Here is a 15,023-nt window from a genome sequence, read left to right as displayed (position 1 = left end):
TCAGAACGTCTCCAGGAGTGCCTCGAACAGCCCGAAGGTCCCGAGCAGCAGGGGGAGCAGGACGACCACCGCGATCGTCTCGAGGACGTTGCCGGCCGAGCGCAGCCGAGCCCGGGTGTGCGCCGCCGGTCGGACGCCGGCGAGCACCGCACCGAGGACGGCGACGCCCGCCAGGAGCGCGAGCACGAGGACCGGGTGCGTGACGGCGTGTGCGACGAGTCCGAGGACCGCGGCGACGAGCACGGCGCTCCAGAGCAGCACGCCCTGCAGCGCGAGCGGGAACGCGCGGGTGCGCAGGGCCGCCACGAGCACCGTCGCCGTCCCGAGCCCGACGGCCGCCGGGTCGCCGTCGGCCAGGAGCGCTGCGCCGGACAGCGCCAGCGGTGCGGCGACCGCGGCGGTCGTCCAGTCGAGCGCGCGGTAGGAGTCGTCGAGGGCCCGGACGACGCGCTCGCGCTGCACCCTGGTGCCGGAACCGACCTGGTCGTCGAGTCCGGTCAGTCCCGCCGACGACATCGCGAGGGCGGGCAGCAGGCCGCACACCGCGACGGCGGCGACCGCGACGACACCCCAACCGGCCGCCTGCGGGGCCGGTGTGGTCCACGTGACCATGCCGAGTGCGGGCAGCACGACACCGACGACCGACGCGACCCCGACCGAGCGGTTCCGCGCTCCGACCCCGAGGCCGAGTCCGAGCGCGAGCCACACCCAGACGAGCACCACCGCAGCGGTCATCGCCGGACCGTCGCCGTCACGACCGACGAGCGGCCCGACGGCGAGTCCCAGCGGCAGGCCGAGGCCGGTCGCCGCGGCGGTGCAGGCGATGCCGGTCCACCGAGCGCCCGCGCGGCCGGCGACGACCGCCGCCAGCGCCAGGACCACGCCGAGCACGACGAGCACCGCGGGCACCACCGCCGGCGACGCCGACCCGCCGGCCAGCGCCGCACGGATGCTCGCGACGGTGGAGACGGCCACGAGCAGCAGCCCGGCCACGGACGCCGACGCCCCGAGGGCCACGGCGGCGACGGCCTGACGCGCGGCGTCGCCCCAGCCGTCCTGCCGACGGCCGAGCGAGTCGGCCACGGCGTCGGTCACGTCGGACACCTCGGGCGGCGGCGGTACGTCCGCGCGACGGACCAGGTGCAGGACCTCGCCGTCGGCGATCTCCTGCGCGGCGGCGTCCTCGGCGAGGGAGACCTCCTCCCCGGTCACGCGCACGATCGCCACCGGCTGCGCGCTGTCCGCCACGGGCTCGTCGAGGATGTCGACGAACCGCGGCAGCAGTCCGGCGAAGGGCTCGTCGGAGGCGACGACGACGTCGGCACGACGCCCGACCCCGACGACGGTCACCCGGGTGAAGTCGGTCACTTGACGATCTCCTGTTGCTGTCGTTGCTGGGCGGCGGCCTGCTCGGCGAGCGCGTTCGTGACGAAGGAGTACCCGAGGCACCCGACGCCGACGACCGCGGCGAGCACGATGCTGCCGACGAAGCGCTTCACGTTGTCGTTCACGACCCGTCGGTCGGCGAGACGGCCGAGCACGAACGCCTGCCGCAGCCGGCGTCGGTGCGTCGCGACGCTCTCGAGCAGGACGGCGTCACTGTTCCGTGGCACGGCGTACCTCTTCCCTCGTGCGGTCGTCCAGGCCGACCGCATCGGCCACCCGGTCCGCGCCGACGTGCTCGACGACCGCGGCCAGCTCCTCGACGGCGTCCGCACCGTCGCGTCGACCGAACGGCAGGACGAGCGCGGGGATCCGGGGCTTGCCCGCCACGATCGCGCCGAAGCGCTCGCGGAACACCTCGACGTCGAGGCCGAGGTCCCGCACTGCCGGGGCACCGAGCAGCATCGCGACGGGACGCGGGGCGGCGGCCAGGCGCGGTGCCTGGGCGAGGTCCGCACGCCCGGGGCGGCGGAGGACGAGCGCGAAGAGCGGCAGCTGCGCGGCGGCGAGCCGGCCGAGCACCTGCGGCACCGCGGCGACCCGGACGGCCGTCACGTCCCCGCCGACCGGTCCGACCGCCAGGAGCCCGGTCGTGAGCTCCTCGACGCCGAGGTCGGTGCGCTGGGCCGTGACGGTGAGGGCGACGGGCGCGTCCGCGGAGCCGACGACCACCAGCCGGGTCGGGTCCGGCATGCGACTCCGCGCCGCCTCCGTGAGGGCGCGACGGTCCCACGGGCGTCCGGCCGGCTCGTGGGTGCCCCATCCCGACGGTGCCCCGCCGGCGAGCTCGGTCGCGAGCAGCTCGGCGGTCGTGCCGAGCACGGTCTCCGCAGCGGCACGGTGTCGGACGGAGACCGACACGACGAGCTGTTCGGTGCGGAGCTCCTGCGGCCGGAGGAACCCGACCGCGACGTCCTCGACGCTCGTCGGCGGCGGCAGCCGCAGGGCGTCGGTGAAGTGCTCGAGCCGTCCGCCGTCGAGCCCGTTGCGCAGGCCGTCGTCGCCGCGGACCGCCCACGCGCCGCCCGCGTCGGTCAGCGCCTGGCGGTAGGCCTCGGTCAGCACGGACAGTCCGTCGGTGACGAGCACGGGGCGAGCCCCCTCGGTCGCCGCCCGTCCGAGCAGGTCTGCCTGGGCGCGGCCGAGCCGGACGACGGCGGCACGGCTCTCGGTACGGATGCTCCCGTCACCCGCCGAGTCCACCAGCGGGTGCGGGGCCTCGGGCCGGTCGTCCCGGGCGTCCTTCCGGCGGGGTCGGTCGAGCCACGCGGTCACGAGGGGCTCCCGATCCGGTCCACGACGAACGCGTGGTCGCCGATGCGCACGGTCGTGCCCGCCGACACGGCCAGGTCGACCCCGGCCACGAGGTCCTCGAAGGAGGAGTCCACGCGGACCACCGACGTGCCGTTCGTGGAACCGAGGTCGCGGACGAGGAGTCCGCTGCCCGACTGCACGAGGGCGACGTGCGTCTTGGACAGGGTGCGCGAGAGGTCGGGCACCGCGACGACCGCGATGCCGGGCTCGGCCTCGGGGTTGCGCCCGACGACGCACGTGCCGTGGAACCAGTGCACGGTACCCGAGTCGAAGCGCAGCACGACGGCGTCGTCGGGCGCCGGCTCGGTCGGTGGTGCCGCGGGCGACGCGGCGGTCGCGGGGCCGACCGTGGTGCCGTCCGCTGCACCCGCGCGACGGGTGGTGTCGTGGAGGGCCGCACCCGGGCCTCCCGTCCGGCCGTCGGCGTCGTGTGCCGGTGCGGAGACGGGGCGGACCCCTGCCGCGGCGACGGCGCCGAAGGCGGTGCCGAGCGGCGGGAGCGACGGCGTCAGCGGATCACGTCCGCGACGGAGGGACGCGGTCAGCGTGCCGGTCGCGCGGGCCCAGGGCCCGGCGGCGGCGACGTGGTGCGGGCCACGTCGGAGACGACCCACCTGCGTGGAGGGTCCGGCCGGCAGCGCGTCGTCGACGTCGACGACGCGGGTCCGCAGGATCAGCCCACCCGGTCCACGCCCCGTCCTGGAGGCGCGGCCCACCACGACCGCGGCCGTCACGACGACGCCCACCACTCCACCCACCACGAGGGACACGACGGGTCCGGCCGGCGACACGACCGCGTGCGCGAGGACGAGGAGGAGTGCGCCGAGCGCACCGCCGAGCAGGCAGGTCACGACGTCGAGCAGGCGGGCCAGGGTGACGGCTCCCGTGGTCGCGACGACCACGTCGCGCAGTGCGTCGTGCTCGGCGCCGCTCACCGTACGGCCGAGCAGTGCACCGCAGTCGGTGCAGAACCGTTGCCCGGGCGACGACGGCGCGCCGCACCGTCCGCAGGTCGTCACGGGGACGACCGTCTCGACGACGAACGACATGCCTCACCTCCCATCGGCACGTCGATCATGTCAGACCGAGGGGGTGACTCGTGCTGGCCTGTGGACTATGGTGTTGGCGTTCGCTGTCACCCGTTCACGGGGTGGGGGAAGAGCCGTCGTCCGGAGCACGGATGACGGAACAGACAGAGAGGATGCGCGATGAAGTTCGCCATGGGGGCCCAGGTCCTCACCAACCTGACCAAGCAGACGTCCGGTGCCTCGGGGGACCTCGGCACGCTCGTCCGTCGCCTCGCCGACTCGGCCGAACCGCTCCAGGGCCGGTTCAACGGTGCCGGCCGTGCCGCCTTCGACCGCTTCAAGGCCGAGACGGACACCATCGCCAACGAGCTGAACGGCGCCCTCGCGAGCGTCCTGCAGGGCATCTCCGGCATGGACCGCTCCTTCCAGGAGGGCGACCAGGACATGGCGCAGTCCACGAGCTCGCTCGAGGGCAGCTCCAACTTCGACGCGGCCCGCTTCAGCGGTCGCGCCTGACGGATCTCCGGGGAGAGGGAGGACACACCATGAGCGGTGGCAACCAGGCAGATCGTCGCGACTACGACGTGGCGGCGTCGCAGAACGCGCAGGACAACTTCAACGCCGTCGCGGCGCAGCTCGAGGCGCTCATCGCCCAGCGCGACTCCGACGTCAAGGCCGCGATGGCGGACTACCAGGCCGACGGGGTGTCGGACGAGTACCACGCCAAGGAACAGCGGTGGAACACCGTCGCGGGCGAGGTCAAGCAGATCATCGCCACGCTGCGCTCCTCGCTGCAGTCGAACGACGAGTCGGCGCAGTCGGCGATCAGCAAGGCGAAGTCGGCCGTCGGCAACATCGGCTGACGTGGTCGACGGCTGGCGGGTCGACCCCGCGGGGGTCGGGGCCGTCCTGCAGGACGTCGCGTCGAAGAGCACGACGATGACCGACGCTCTGGGCGGATCCGAGGACGGATCCGTGCAGGGCGTCGGCGCGGTCGTGCAGGACGCTGCGACGGCGGCGCAGTCCCAGGTGATCGGTGAGGCGCTCGCCGGGTTCTTCGAGGAGCGGCAGGCCACGCTGACCGGGATCCAGGACCGGATCAGGGCATCGCTCTACGGCGCGGCGGGCGCCACGCAGGCGATCGTGCAGGGGGACGACGAGATGGGTGCTGAGACGGCGCAGGCGAACGCGGTCGCGGCTGCCTCGGACGGGAAGTTCGACGCCTTCGACGGGATGTTCGACCGGTGAACGCGGTCGTCGAGCCGGGGGCGATCCCCTACACCGACGTCGTGCTCAGTGGCATCACGAGCGGCGCGACGAAGCTCCGCACGGTCGCGTCCGCGGTCCGTGACGGGACGGCGGACATCGTCACCGCGTGGGGGCGCATCTCCGGCTCGTACGAGGGGCCGAGTGACCAGGAGCTCTTCGCGGTGATGACCCCGATCGGACCGCAGGGCACCGCGTTCGGGGACGACCTCGACACCGCCGCAGGCGCACTCGACGACTTCGTCGACGAGGTCACCCCGATCGTCGCGAAGCTCAAGGCGTTCAAGGTCCGCGCGGAGCAGCTGGTGCGCGACGTCGCGGCCTTCCAGCCGGTCACGCTCCAGACGATGGACGGACCGGTCACGCAGACCGAGTCGTGGGACCAGGACGAGACCCTCAACGGCGAGAACAACGACATCATCAACGGGGTGGCGAACCGCGTCGTCGAGTACCAGGCGGCAGAGCGGAAGTGCGCGAACGCGATCCGCGCCCTCAACGGCCTGCCGCCGCTGCACGCCATCGGTGCAGCGGGCAACGAGTCGCTGGGCTACGGGTACGACGAACTCCCGATGGGTACCGAGCTGCCGTGGGGGACGGCGGAGTCGCGCAAGGAGTCCTGCGCGGAGAAGACGACGTGGTTCCTGCCGAAGATGGTCAAGGGCGTCGTGTGGGACGGCGTCCTCGTGGGGACCATCGGCGGGCTCGGCGAACTGGTCGGCATCCGCGACTGGAAGTGGAGCGCGGACAACTTCACGGACACATGGCAGAGCCTCGGTGGGCTGGTCGGCTACGACAAGGAGACCGGCGAGTGGGGCGACGGCGACCTCGCCGGCGAGACGTGGAAGGCGATGGGAAAGGGCACGGTCGCCTGGGACAAGTGGGCTGACGACCCCGGGACCGCGTTCGGCGAGTCCCTCTGGAACGTCGGATCGATCCTCATCCCCGTGGCGAACGTCGCGGGCAAGGCCGGCACCGCCGGCAGGGTCGGATCGATCGCGTCGGGGATCAGCAAGGCCGATCGGCTGCTCGAACTCGCGGATGCCGGGGCCTGGGCGTCGAAGGGCCTGACGAAGGTCCTGCCGAAGCTCACCGATCTGAAGTCGGTGCTCGGACGCGGCTTCGAACACGTGTCGGACGGGTTCAGGACGAAGATCGCCGACTTCACGACGAACCTGAAGGAGTGGCGGCAGGGGACGCACGTCGACGCGGAGAGCAGAGCCGATGGGCCTCCGGTGCGGACCGAGGGGAACGCGGACGCGTCGGTCGGTGCTGATGCGCACGCCCACACGGACAGCGTGGAGTCGAACGCGCCGGCACCCGTGCGCGAGCCGGCGTTGGTCGGTGGCGGGCACGGTGAGAGCGCCGCGGTCCACGGCGGCGGCTCCGACTCGGGATCGAGCGGTGGCGGTGGTCACGGGACCGATGCGCCGACGGACGGGTCCGGGGGATCCTCCGGTGGCCGTGAGCACGGAACTGATGCCGGAGCCGGCGACCCGCCGCCCCCGCACCAGTACGATCGGTCCACTGACCCGGTGTTCTCCGACGATGCCAGCGGACCCGGTTGGGAGCGCGACGACACGAACCGAGGGGACGGAGTGCGGGCCGATTACGGTCAGCCGCATCTTCACCTGGGTGATCTCGGTGAGCAGTACCGACCGCCGGACGACCCGAACTACACGGGCTCCGGGATGAGCGACGAGGTCCGGGCCATCGTCGATGACTGGGGCAACCCGAACGGCGCCTACGGCAAGGACGCCGACGGGAACTACCTCACCCGGGATGACTGGGAAGACCGGTACATCGACTGGAACGGGCAGTACCAGTCCTACGCGCCGGAGTACCCGGGCAACGCGGGAGCTGTTGCCGGCCACCGCGTCGACTGGACGGACCCGCAGTTGTTCGTGCAGCAGTACGGTTCGCAGCTGGACCGGCTCGGCAAGGAGTCCGGGAACTTCTTCTCCTTCCCCGGGACATCGTTCGAAGAGCGTGCGTTGCCGCCGTCCAACCTCAGCGATGCGTACTCGAAGTACGACTTCGATGCCGCCGCGTTCGAAGGCAAGGGGCTGAAGATCGAGGTCAGCAAGATCGCTCCGGCGTTCGGACATCCCGGCGGTGGACTGCAGGTGCGGTTCTTCAGGCCGGGAGATCCGCTGCAGTTCTACTCCGTGAAGCAGCTCAAGAATGAAGGGATCCTGTCATGACGGTGCACGGAGCGGGGGAATTTGTTGACCTCGACCTGCTTGAGGACGTGCTGCGGAGAGCGGGGAACGACCTCGTCATCTGCGAGCCGCAGCGAGTGCAGTACGGCGACTACGAAACGCTGCAGCGATACACACCGTCGAACGGCGAGGTGATCGAATGGCGTGGCAGTCGGGGGTCGGGTGCGCTGACCGGTACACGTTTCGAGTCGGCCGCAGACGCGGAACGCTGGATCGTCACGGACGCGTGCGGGTACATCCGTGACGCCCTCGGCCTACCCATCGCGCACTGGCTTCCAGACCAAGAGCATGAGCTGTCGGAGGGGTTCACGTTGCAACCAGACGGCGACGGTGTCCTTCTCACCTGGGCGGCTTCCGGTATCGAACGCTGCGCCCGATTCGGCGGCCCCAGCCCGACCGTCTCTGCCTTGCACTTCTCGACTGTTGCGCGGATGCGCGTGGATGAGATCGAAGACTGCGCGCTCCAGCTCGATGCACGCGCAGCGTTCGCGGCCGCGGTGTCGCCTACTTCGCGCTGTGAGCCCCGGTCGTCCCGCTGATCCACCGGAGCGCGCGGCACAGCGCGATGCTGCCATGAGTGACGGAAGCATCGCGATCTCGTCGGTTCAGTCCTGAACCACGATCCTCTGCAGCGCGCCGCTGACGAGCAGGTCACGGATCGTCTCTGCACCCTCGGCGATCGAGAAGCGGATCGCGCCGCCGGGATGCCCGAACCAGGGCAGTGTGATCTGAGCGTGAACGAGGACGTTGTCCATCGTCACGTACGGGTGCACGGTCGAGGGTAGTGACAGCGCTGTCGGCGGAAGCGCTCGCGATTCGAATGATGCAGCGTACGGGTTGAGCAGCCAGCCGTCGGGACCACCGACTCGGTCCACGGGGATTCCTGGGGGGAGCTGAATGAGGACCGCACCGCCGCTGGACTGGATCTGTCCGGCCAGTGCGGGGAGGTACCGCTCAGACGAGTCTCGGAGGCTGTCGAGTTCACGGCGTGTCATCACTCGGGGCGCAGGGATCGGCCGGCGGAGGAAGGTCCGCAGCATCTCCGCTGCGCTGTCCTCGTCCTCTGCGCGTCCGATCAGCCGCGCCTGGCCGTAATCCACGCACTGCAACTCGAAGCCAGCTTCGGACGGCTCGATGCGGAGCGCCCCTTCCAACGGTGGCCCGTCAAGGACATCACCGGGAAGCGCGACGAACCGTGCGGTGAACCCGGAGCGATCGAGTTGCTCGCGGAGCGAAGAGAATGCCACCCGATCAGCGTAGCGACTGCTGAAACGTCACCCAACGAGCCCAGCAACGGGCAGCCGTCGTCGGAGCGGCTGGTCTGCTGCCGGCGCGGCTCTGGGGAACGAGCGCGCTCACGAAATCGGCGGACCCTGGGGGCGAGGACATTCGTTGGTCATCGACGCAGCGCGCAGCCACGCAGAGGCTCGTTCCCCGCGCGAAGCGGTCGACGGAGGTTCCTCACGCAAGCAGACTCGCGGCGCACCGTCCACCTCCTGACGAAGCACTGGGTCGCCCCCGAGTTCGGCACCTCGAAGATGGACGGCAGTACCACCAGTACGAAGTCCCGCGCGGTGTCGGTGACCTCCGAGGTGCGTACGATTCGCTCGAAGGTGACCACAAGGAACTGATTGACGCATTCCTCCAAGGTCGAGGCAAGACCGCAGATGACCTGGAGACGCTCGAGACCTACCCAGGCGAGCTTGCAGCAGTTGATCGCTTCGGTTCTCCTGGAGGTGCAGTGCGAGTGCAACTCGCACTGCCCGTCGAGTTCCTGCAGGTCCTCGGCATACTCCGCGAACTCCCTTGATGACGAGAAGAAGGAATCCCATGGATGACATCGACGCCACGCGCGAGCTCTCCTCGGCGGAGGCCGCGGGCGTGCCCTTCCGCTGGATGGAACAGCCCTCGAACGATGTGAACACTGCCTGCATCTACGAGACGATCCACGGTTGGCGAGTGTCAACGACGGACGAACGGGCCACGGAGGAATCCGTGCACGACTACGTCGACCGCCGAGCGGCCGTGGACGACTTCGTGAGCCGTGTCCAGGGGCTCGTTCGGTACGGAGAACTCCGCAAGAGGCTCCTTGGTCGTTGAGGCTGGCGACGCCCACCCTGGGTGATCTCGGTGAGCAGCACCGGCCACCGGAAGGGATGGTCCATCCTCCCCCGCGTCCGGGCCGTACACGTACGATCAACGCTCCCTGACGTACCTTGAGGATCCTTCGCAGTACCGGCGATATCGCGTCATCGGAGACTTTTCGGACATCGAGCACTACTACGATGCGGCCCCGGACGCAGTTCGCGCCGACGTCGACCGGATCATGCGTCGCTTCAACTCCTCGTTCGAGGACCTGGGGCGCGCGTGGGAGGGTGAGATCGCTCCAGGCTTCGGTGCGCGCGGCGGCGGCCGCCAAGTCGAGATGCCGATGACGGTCGAGTTGCTGAGACGGCTCGGACTCATCGAAGAATTCTGAGAACGGCGAAGGCCAACGAGAGGACACCATGGACCGGGCTTCAGCCAAGCAGATCATCGCGAGCGAGGGTCTCGAGCGTGCCATCTGGTTCCGACGACCGAATGGTGAGCCGGATGCCGTCGCGATCTACGAGACGGGCGGCGGGTTCCGAGTCATCTCGACGGACGAACGAGCGGTGGAAGTAGGAGCGCGAGATTACGGGAAGGAGCCGGAAGCGCTCGACATGTTCATCACGCTGTTGCGCGACCTCAAGGAGTTGATCGCCAGCGGGGTGGTCCGCTGACGCGAGGCGAGGCGAGGCGAGGCGAGGCGGCGGATCACGCTGCGACGGTGGGTGGGGTCGGCTCAGGACACTCAAGCTGGGTGCCGAAGGACGGCTTCTTGATCCTGAGCAGCCTGGCGCTCAAGGGATGAGGACGAAAGCAAGGGTCACCGTTAGTGAGATTGTTCTGTCTTTCGGGCGTCCTGGCGGAGGACTGCACCTGCGATTCTTCAAGCAGAGCGATCCACTTGCTTCCGCCATCGTCACCGACCTCAAGAAACTCGGGATCCTCGATCGGTCGATAGCGAATGAACTCCTTCGAGAGCTAGGACTGATCGAGAGGATTCAGTGAACAGGGCTGAGGCGAAACTCCGATCGCGCGTGAGGGCCTTGGTGCGGGCGTGTGGTTCACCGACCCTCATGCGGCACCGAATCGAGTAGTCGTGTACGAGGTCGACAACAAGTTCAGGGTCTACGTGACGTCGGAGCGCGGATCGGCGGAAGGTATCCGGTACTTCGACGATGAATCTGAGGCCTTGGAGAAGTACGTGCGCCTCCCGCGCATGCAACAGCGGTTCGCACGTGATCGACCGGGAGCTTGCCGACGCCATTGCCGCCGACATCGTGCAGAGTTCTTCCTGATCGGTGCGGCCTGCGAAAGGCACCGCTCAGCGGAGACGCGCTACCCGCTCTGCTGTCGGAAGCGCACCCTTTCGAGAGGACGACAGGTCCTCCTCGAGACTGTTGAACTCCTTCGAGAGTGGGACCGATGGGGAGGATCCAGGAATGACCTTGCGGCCATGACGACCTTGCAGCGCGAGATTGCTGGCTCCGCCCGGTTCGCCGGTCCCGGCGGCGGGATCCAGATCAGGCTTCCCCTGCCGGTAGAGACGCTCGAAGTACTGGGCCTGTCACGCGAGTTGGACCAGGAAGGACATGGCACACGGACGAGATCGATGCAACGCGACACTTGGTCGTGGCGGAGTCCGCGGGAATCGGCTTCAACTGGCTGCGTGCCCCGCACAACGACATGAATGTGTCATCCATCTACGAGGTTGACGGGCGTCGGGTGGTCTCGACGACCGACGAACGAGCGTCGGAAGAAGCCGTGCACGAACACGCCGACTACGAGTCGGCTTTGAAGGACTTCGTGTCTCGGGTGAACGCTTCAGTGAGTCTCATCGAATGGCGTCGGAGTAAGGAGAAGCGTTGATCTGAGCGGCCCACGGAGAACCTGTCGTCGGAGTGTGGCGACGGGCAGCTTCGGTCAGCGAGCGCCCCGGGACCACTGGTTCCCGCCCTTCGCCAGATCCATGTACCACTGGTACAGATTGCTCTGCTCCGCCACCAGCGCCGCGTACAGCGCTCGTACCTCGCCCCGCGGCGAGAGCGTCAGGTAGCGCTCGTCGTCGAGGATCGAACCGATGCCAGCCCGCACCTCGTGGTAAGCGTGGTTCTGGTCGCTGGCGTCGACGAAGTGCTGCATCTCCTCGAGGTAGCTGCGGAGGACTTCCACGTAGATCCCGCCGGCCAGCCGCTTCTCGGCGCGCTGCTGGCCGGTACGGAAGAGCCGCGGCGCGCCCTGCGCGACTGCACCGACGAAGGACTCGGCCGCTGGCGAGGTCGGGTCCACCGGCCCGTGTGCGAGGCACTTCTCGAAGCCTCTCGACGCGGCGTCTGAGCCCTGGCCGAGCTGCACCGCATCGTCACTGCGTTCCTTCGTGACCCTGATGGCATACGCCGGACCGGATCCGAACTTCTTCCACGCGGGGAACGATGCGCGTCGTTGCGCGACCGGCGGTGCAGACGCGATCCACCATCGGAGCACTGCCCGGATCCGGTCCTCGTCGTCGACGTGCACGACCGTCGAGTCGATGGCGTCGTACCAGTCCCGCATGAGCTCGAGGAGCAGCGCCCCGTCGTGCCGGAACGTGAACTGGAGACTCATGGCCCGATCGCGGCTCGTCACGCCAGCAGGATAGCGGCGTACCGTCCCCCTCATGACGAAGCACTGGGTCGCCCCCGAGTTCGGCGGCAGCGAGGTCCTCGAGTACGTCGACACCGAGGTGCCCGCCCCCGGCACCGGCGAGGTCACGATCGACGTCCGCGCCGCCGGCATGAACCCCGCCGACACGAAGCACACCCGCCAGGGCGACCCGGCCGACCTGCCGATCCCGGTCGGGTACGAGGTCTCCGGCGTCCTCAGCGCGATCGGCCCCGACACCGAGATCGCGTCGGGTGGGGGAGCGGTCGGCGACGAGGTCCTGGCCTTCCGCGTCGAGGGCGGCTGGGCGGAGCGCATCACCGTCCCCGCCGCCGACGTCTTCGCCAAGCCCGCGTCGCTCGACCACCCGCAGGCGGCGAACCTGCTGCTCGCCGGCACCACCGCCGCCGACATGATCCGCGTCACCCGCGCCGAGGGACGCGACACCGTCCTGGTGCACGGTGCGTCCGGTGCGGTGGGCGTGGCCGTCCTCCAGCTGCTCCGTCCGCTCGGCACGCGCGTCATCGGCACCGCCTCCGAGCGGAACGCCGACACCGTCCGCCGCTTCGGCGGCGAGTGGGTCGCGTACGGCGACGGCCTGGAGGCGCGCATCCGTGACCTCGCACCCTCCGGTGTCGACGTGGCCCTGGACTGCGTGGGGACCGACGAGGCCGTCGACGTCTCGCTGGCACTCGTTGCGGACCGGTCCCGCATCGTGACGATCGCGGCCTTCGGCCGCGCGCAGCAGGACGGGTTCGCGGCCGTGGGCGGTTCGCAGCCGGAGAGCCAGGCCTTCCGGGACTCGGTCCGGCAGCGGTTGATCGACCTCGCCGCGTCGGGCCAGCTCGAGGTGCCCGTCGCGCGCACGTTCCCGCTCGCCGACGCGAAGGACGCCGCCGAGGTGCTCGAGTCGCAGCACCCGGGCGGGAAGCTCGCACTGATCCCGTGAGGGTGCTCGGTTCTGGTTGACTCGACGGGTACGTCGCACGACCGAACACCACGAGGGGGATCACGTGAGCGACCAACGACCGTCCGACCGACCGGGACCGACCGAGCCACCGTCGGCACCGCAGTACCAGCAGCCGCAGTACCAGCAGCCGCAGTACCAGCAGCCGCAGTACCAGCAGCCGCCGCAGTACCGACCGCAGGACGCGGCGCTGTTCGAGCGCTCCGCGCCGGTGGGGTCGGACGGGCGCCCTCCGCTCTGGGCGCCCTGGTACGGCATCGGCTTCGTCCAGGCGTACGCGCGCTACTGGAGGAAGTACGTCCGCTTCGACGGGCGTGCGAGCCGGAGCGAGTTCTGGTGGGTGTACCTCTGGAACGTCGGGATCTCGATCGTGCTGGGAGTGGTCTGGGGCGTCGGCTTCGCCCAGTCCGGCCGTGAGACGTACACGACGCCGTCCGGCGTCGAGACGGTCGTCACCGAGCCGTCCGCGCTCTACCTGATCATGGGGTACGTGGGGACCCTGTGGATCCTCGCGATCGTGCTGCCCTCGCTCGCGCTGGCGTGGCGACGACTGCACGACGCGAACCTGGCGGGTCCGTTCTTCTTCCTCGGCCTGGTCCCGTTCTTCGGCGGCATCGCGCTCCTCGTCCTCTACCTGCTCGACTCCAAGCCCGCGGGCGCCCGGTTCGACCGACCGGAGGGATCGCGGTGACGAACGGCGAGCAGCACGACCGGAACCCGTACCAGCAGCCGCAGCAGTCCGGCCAGCAGCAGCCGTCCGGCCAGCCCTACCCGCAGCCGTACCCGCAGTACCAGCAGCAGCTCCCGATCCCGCGGGACGAGAGCGGAGCCCCGCCGCTCTGGGCGCCGTGGTACGGAGCGGGATTCCTCGACGCGTTCACCCGGTTCTGGAAGAAGTACGCCCGCTTCGACGGCCGCGCGAGCCGCAGTGAGTTCTGGTGGTGGTACCTGGCGAACGCCATCGTCGTGGTGGTCCTGCTCGGTGCGTACGTCGCCTCGCTGATCGTCTGGGTGTCCGACGCCACCACGACGGACGAGTACGGGACCACGACCTCGACCGGTGGGTTCCCCGGCGTCGCGTTCCTGTTCCTCGGACTGCTCGGCCTGTGGGGACTCGCGACCTTCATCCCGTCCCTCGCCCTCGGGTGGCGCCGCGTGCACGACGCCGGTCTCGCCGGGCCGTTCTGGCTGATCTCCTTCGCGGCAGGGGTCGCCGGCATCGTGTTCGGGTGCCTCGAGCCGAGCCCCGCCGGGGCGCAGTACGACCAGCCGGACGCACCCCGCCCGCCGGCCTGACCGACCGCGACACGACGAAGCGGCCCGCCCCGAGAGGGGTGGGCCGCTTCGTCGTGTCGCGGGTCGAGCGGCGTTCAGACCACCCGGAGGCGGACCAGGGAGCCGTCCACGACGAGATCGCGCACCGTGACGGACCGGTCGGCCGTCTGGAAGCGGAGCGCGCCTCCCGGCTGGTCGAACCAGGGCTGGACGAACGTGACCGTGACCATGAACGGCCGCTCCACCAGGTAGCGGTGCACCTCGGGCGCTGCCGCGACGTGCGGCGGCAGCGACCGCTGGGGGAGCGGGGTGTCGAGCGGGTGGAGGAGGTAGCCGTCCGGACCGCCGACGCGGTCGACGGGCACACCCGCCGGCACCTGGATGGTGAGCCCCTGCGGACCGGCCTGCGCCACCTGCTGCGCGAGCTGCGGGTACGTGGTCGCCGCACGGTCGCGGAACCCGTCGAGCTCGTGCCGGGGGATGTCCCGCGGAGCCGGGAACGCCCGGTTGAGGAACCGGCGGAGCATCTCCACCGCGTCGGCCTCGCCGCGCGCCGTGGCGAGACGACGGGCCGTGCCGTAGTCGACGACCTCGAGCGCGAAGTCACCGTGCTCCTCGGCGGGGACGACGCGGAGCGCCCCCTCGACCGGCGGCTCGGTGAGCGTCTCGCCGGGGAGCTGCACGTAGCGGATCGTGTAGCCGAGCTGGTCCAGGATGGGGCGGGTCTCCGCGAACGTCATGCGCGCGAGCCTACCGGCCGGTTGCATGCCGTTCGCCGAGACGCCG

The 15,023-nt window shown here is 70.1% G+C and carries 18 protein-coding genes; 11 read left to right on the top strand and 7 right to left on the bottom strand.

Features of this window, described 5'->3' with window-relative positions; all coding sequences use genetic code 11:
* Genes AB0N84_RS04210 through AB0N84_RS04195 form a run of 4 tightly spaced genes read right to left on the bottom strand, consistent with a single transcriptional unit; the run spans position 1 to position 3,806 of the window.
* A complete protein-coding gene (locus AB0N84_RS04210; protein WP_363543952.1) occupies positions 1-1,368 on the bottom strand; it encodes an EsaB/YukD family protein in 1,368 nt (455 codons plus the stop codon).
* On the bottom strand, positions 1,365-1,613 hold the full coding sequence (locus AB0N84_RS04205) for a hypothetical protein (RefSeq protein ID WP_069712200.1): 249 nt from the start codon (positions 1,611-1,613) through the stop codon (positions 1,365-1,367). The genes AB0N84_RS04210 and AB0N84_RS04205 overlap by 4 nt, the downstream gene beginning before the upstream one ends.
* On the bottom strand, positions 1,597-2,718 hold the full coding sequence (locus AB0N84_RS04200) for a DUF6177 family protein (RefSeq protein WP_182046582.1): 1,122 nt from the start codon (positions 2,716-2,718) through the stop codon (positions 1,597-1,599). Before AB0N84_RS04200 ends, AB0N84_RS04205 begins: the two co-directional genes overlap by 17 nt.
* Entirely contained in the window at positions 2,715-3,806 is a 1,092-nt protein-coding gene (locus AB0N84_RS04195; protein ID WP_363543948.1) for an FHA domain-containing protein, read from the bottom strand. The genes AB0N84_RS04200 and AB0N84_RS04195 overlap by 4 nt, the downstream gene beginning before the upstream one ends.
* 159 nt (positions 3,807-3,965) lie before the next feature.
* On the opposite strand from AB0N84_RS04195, the gene AB0N84_RS04190 reads away from it, so the two are divergent.
* Genes AB0N84_RS04190 through AB0N84_RS04170 form a run of 5 tightly spaced genes read left to right on the top strand, consistent with a single transcriptional unit; the run spans position 3,966 to position 7,809 of the window.
* Positions 3,966-4,301 carry a hypothetical protein gene (locus AB0N84_RS04190; RefSeq protein ID WP_069712202.1) on the top strand — a complete coding sequence of 112 codons (336 nt, stop codon included), beginning with the start codon at positions 3,966-3,968 and terminating at the stop codon, positions 4,299-4,301.
* A 29-nt stretch (positions 4,302-4,330) separates the two neighbouring features.
* On the top strand, positions 4,331-4,648 hold the full coding sequence (locus tag AB0N84_RS04185) for a pore-forming ESAT-6 family protein (RefSeq protein ID WP_069712203.1): 318 nt from the start codon (positions 4,331-4,333) through the stop codon (positions 4,646-4,648).
* 1 nt (position 4,649) lies between these two features.
* Positions 4,650-5,033, top strand: coding sequence for a DUF6507 family protein (locus AB0N84_RS04180; RefSeq protein WP_363543945.1), 384 nt, complete (start codon positions 4,650-4,652; stop codon positions 5,031-5,033).
* Entirely contained in the window at positions 5,030-7,252 is a 2,223-nt protein-coding gene (locus AB0N84_RS04175) for a TNT domain-containing protein (RefSeq protein WP_363543942.1), read from the top strand. Before AB0N84_RS04180 ends, AB0N84_RS04175 begins: the two co-directional genes overlap by 4 nt.
* Positions 7,249-7,809 (top strand): hypothetical protein, encoded by a 561-nt coding sequence (locus AB0N84_RS04170; RefSeq protein ID WP_182046578.1) that lies wholly within the window; start codon positions 7,249-7,251, stop codon positions 7,807-7,809. The genes AB0N84_RS04175 and AB0N84_RS04170 overlap by 4 nt, the downstream gene beginning before the upstream one ends.
* A 66-nt stretch (positions 7,810-7,875) precedes the next feature.
* Here the strand turns inward: AB0N84_RS04170 and AB0N84_RS04165 are convergent, their stop codons facing one another.
* Positions 7,876-8,517 carry a TNT domain-containing protein gene (locus AB0N84_RS04165; protein WP_182046577.1) on the bottom strand — a complete coding sequence of 214 codons (642 nt, stop codon included), beginning with the start codon at positions 8,515-8,517 and terminating at the stop codon, positions 7,876-7,878.
* A gap of 583 nt (positions 8,518-9,100) precedes the next feature.
* Between AB0N84_RS04165 and AB0N84_RS04160 the strand changes: the two genes are divergently transcribed.
* The 3 genes from AB0N84_RS04160 to AB0N84_RS04150 all read left to right on the top strand — a co-directional run bounded on the left by AB0N84_RS04160 (position 9,101) and on the right by AB0N84_RS04150 (position 10,032).
* Entirely contained in the window at positions 9,101-9,370 is a 270-nt protein-coding gene (locus AB0N84_RS04160; protein WP_289457472.1) for a hypothetical protein, read from the top strand.
* A 226-nt stretch (positions 9,371-9,596) separates the two neighbouring features.
* Entirely contained in the window at positions 9,597-9,749 is a 153-nt protein-coding gene (locus tag AB0N84_RS04155) for a hypothetical protein (protein WP_363543937.1), read from the top strand.
* A gap of 28 nt (positions 9,750-9,777) precedes the next feature.
* Positions 9,778-10,032, top strand: a complete 255-nt coding sequence (locus AB0N84_RS04150) for a hypothetical protein (protein ID WP_363543934.1) — start codon at positions 9,778-9,780, stop codon at positions 10,030-10,032.
* A gap of 1,246 nt (positions 10,033-11,278) precedes the next feature.
* Here AB0N84_RS04150 and AB0N84_RS04145 read toward each other — a convergent pair.
* Positions 11,279-11,959 carry a hypothetical protein gene (locus AB0N84_RS04145; protein ID WP_363543931.1) on the bottom strand — a complete coding sequence of 227 codons (681 nt, stop codon included), beginning with the start codon at positions 11,957-11,959 and terminating at the stop codon, positions 11,279-11,281.
* Positions 11,960-12,011: 52 nt separating this feature from the next.
* On the opposite strand from AB0N84_RS04145, the gene AB0N84_RS04140 reads away from it, so the two are divergent.
* The 3 genes from AB0N84_RS04140 to AB0N84_RS04130 all read left to right on the top strand — a co-directional run bounded on the left by AB0N84_RS04140 (position 12,012) and on the right by AB0N84_RS04130 (position 14,258).
* Positions 12,012-12,944 (top strand): NADP-dependent oxidoreductase, encoded by a 933-nt coding sequence (locus AB0N84_RS04140; protein ID WP_182046572.1) that lies wholly within the window; start codon positions 12,012-12,014, stop codon positions 12,942-12,944.
* Positions 12,945-13,008: 64 nt separating this feature from the next.
* Positions 13,009-13,653 carry a DUF805 domain-containing protein gene (locus AB0N84_RS04135; RefSeq protein WP_363543928.1) on the top strand — a complete coding sequence of 215 codons (645 nt, stop codon included), beginning with the start codon at positions 13,009-13,011 and terminating at the stop codon, positions 13,651-13,653.
* Entirely contained in the window at positions 13,650-14,258 is a 609-nt protein-coding gene (locus AB0N84_RS04130) for a DUF805 domain-containing protein (RefSeq protein WP_363543926.1), read from the top strand. The genes AB0N84_RS04135 and AB0N84_RS04130 overlap by 4 nt, the downstream gene beginning before the upstream one ends.
* 74 nt (positions 14,259-14,332) lie before the next feature.
* Here the strand turns inward: AB0N84_RS04130 and AB0N84_RS04125 are convergent, their stop codons facing one another.
* Positions 14,333-14,977, bottom strand: a complete 645-nt coding sequence (locus tag AB0N84_RS04125) for a TNT domain-containing protein (protein ID WP_182046571.1) — start codon at positions 14,975-14,977, stop codon at positions 14,333-14,335.
* Positions 14,978-15,023: the final 46 nt, after the last annotated feature.

The organism is Curtobacterium sp. NPDC089185 (assembly GCF_040685235.1).
GTDB classification, from domain to species: Bacteria; Actinomycetota; Actinomycetes; order Actinomycetales; family Microbacteriaceae; genus Curtobacterium; species Curtobacterium citri.
The sequence above is the reverse complement of the archived record's forward strand: the minus strand, read 5'-3'. Positions and strand labels throughout refer to the sequence as shown.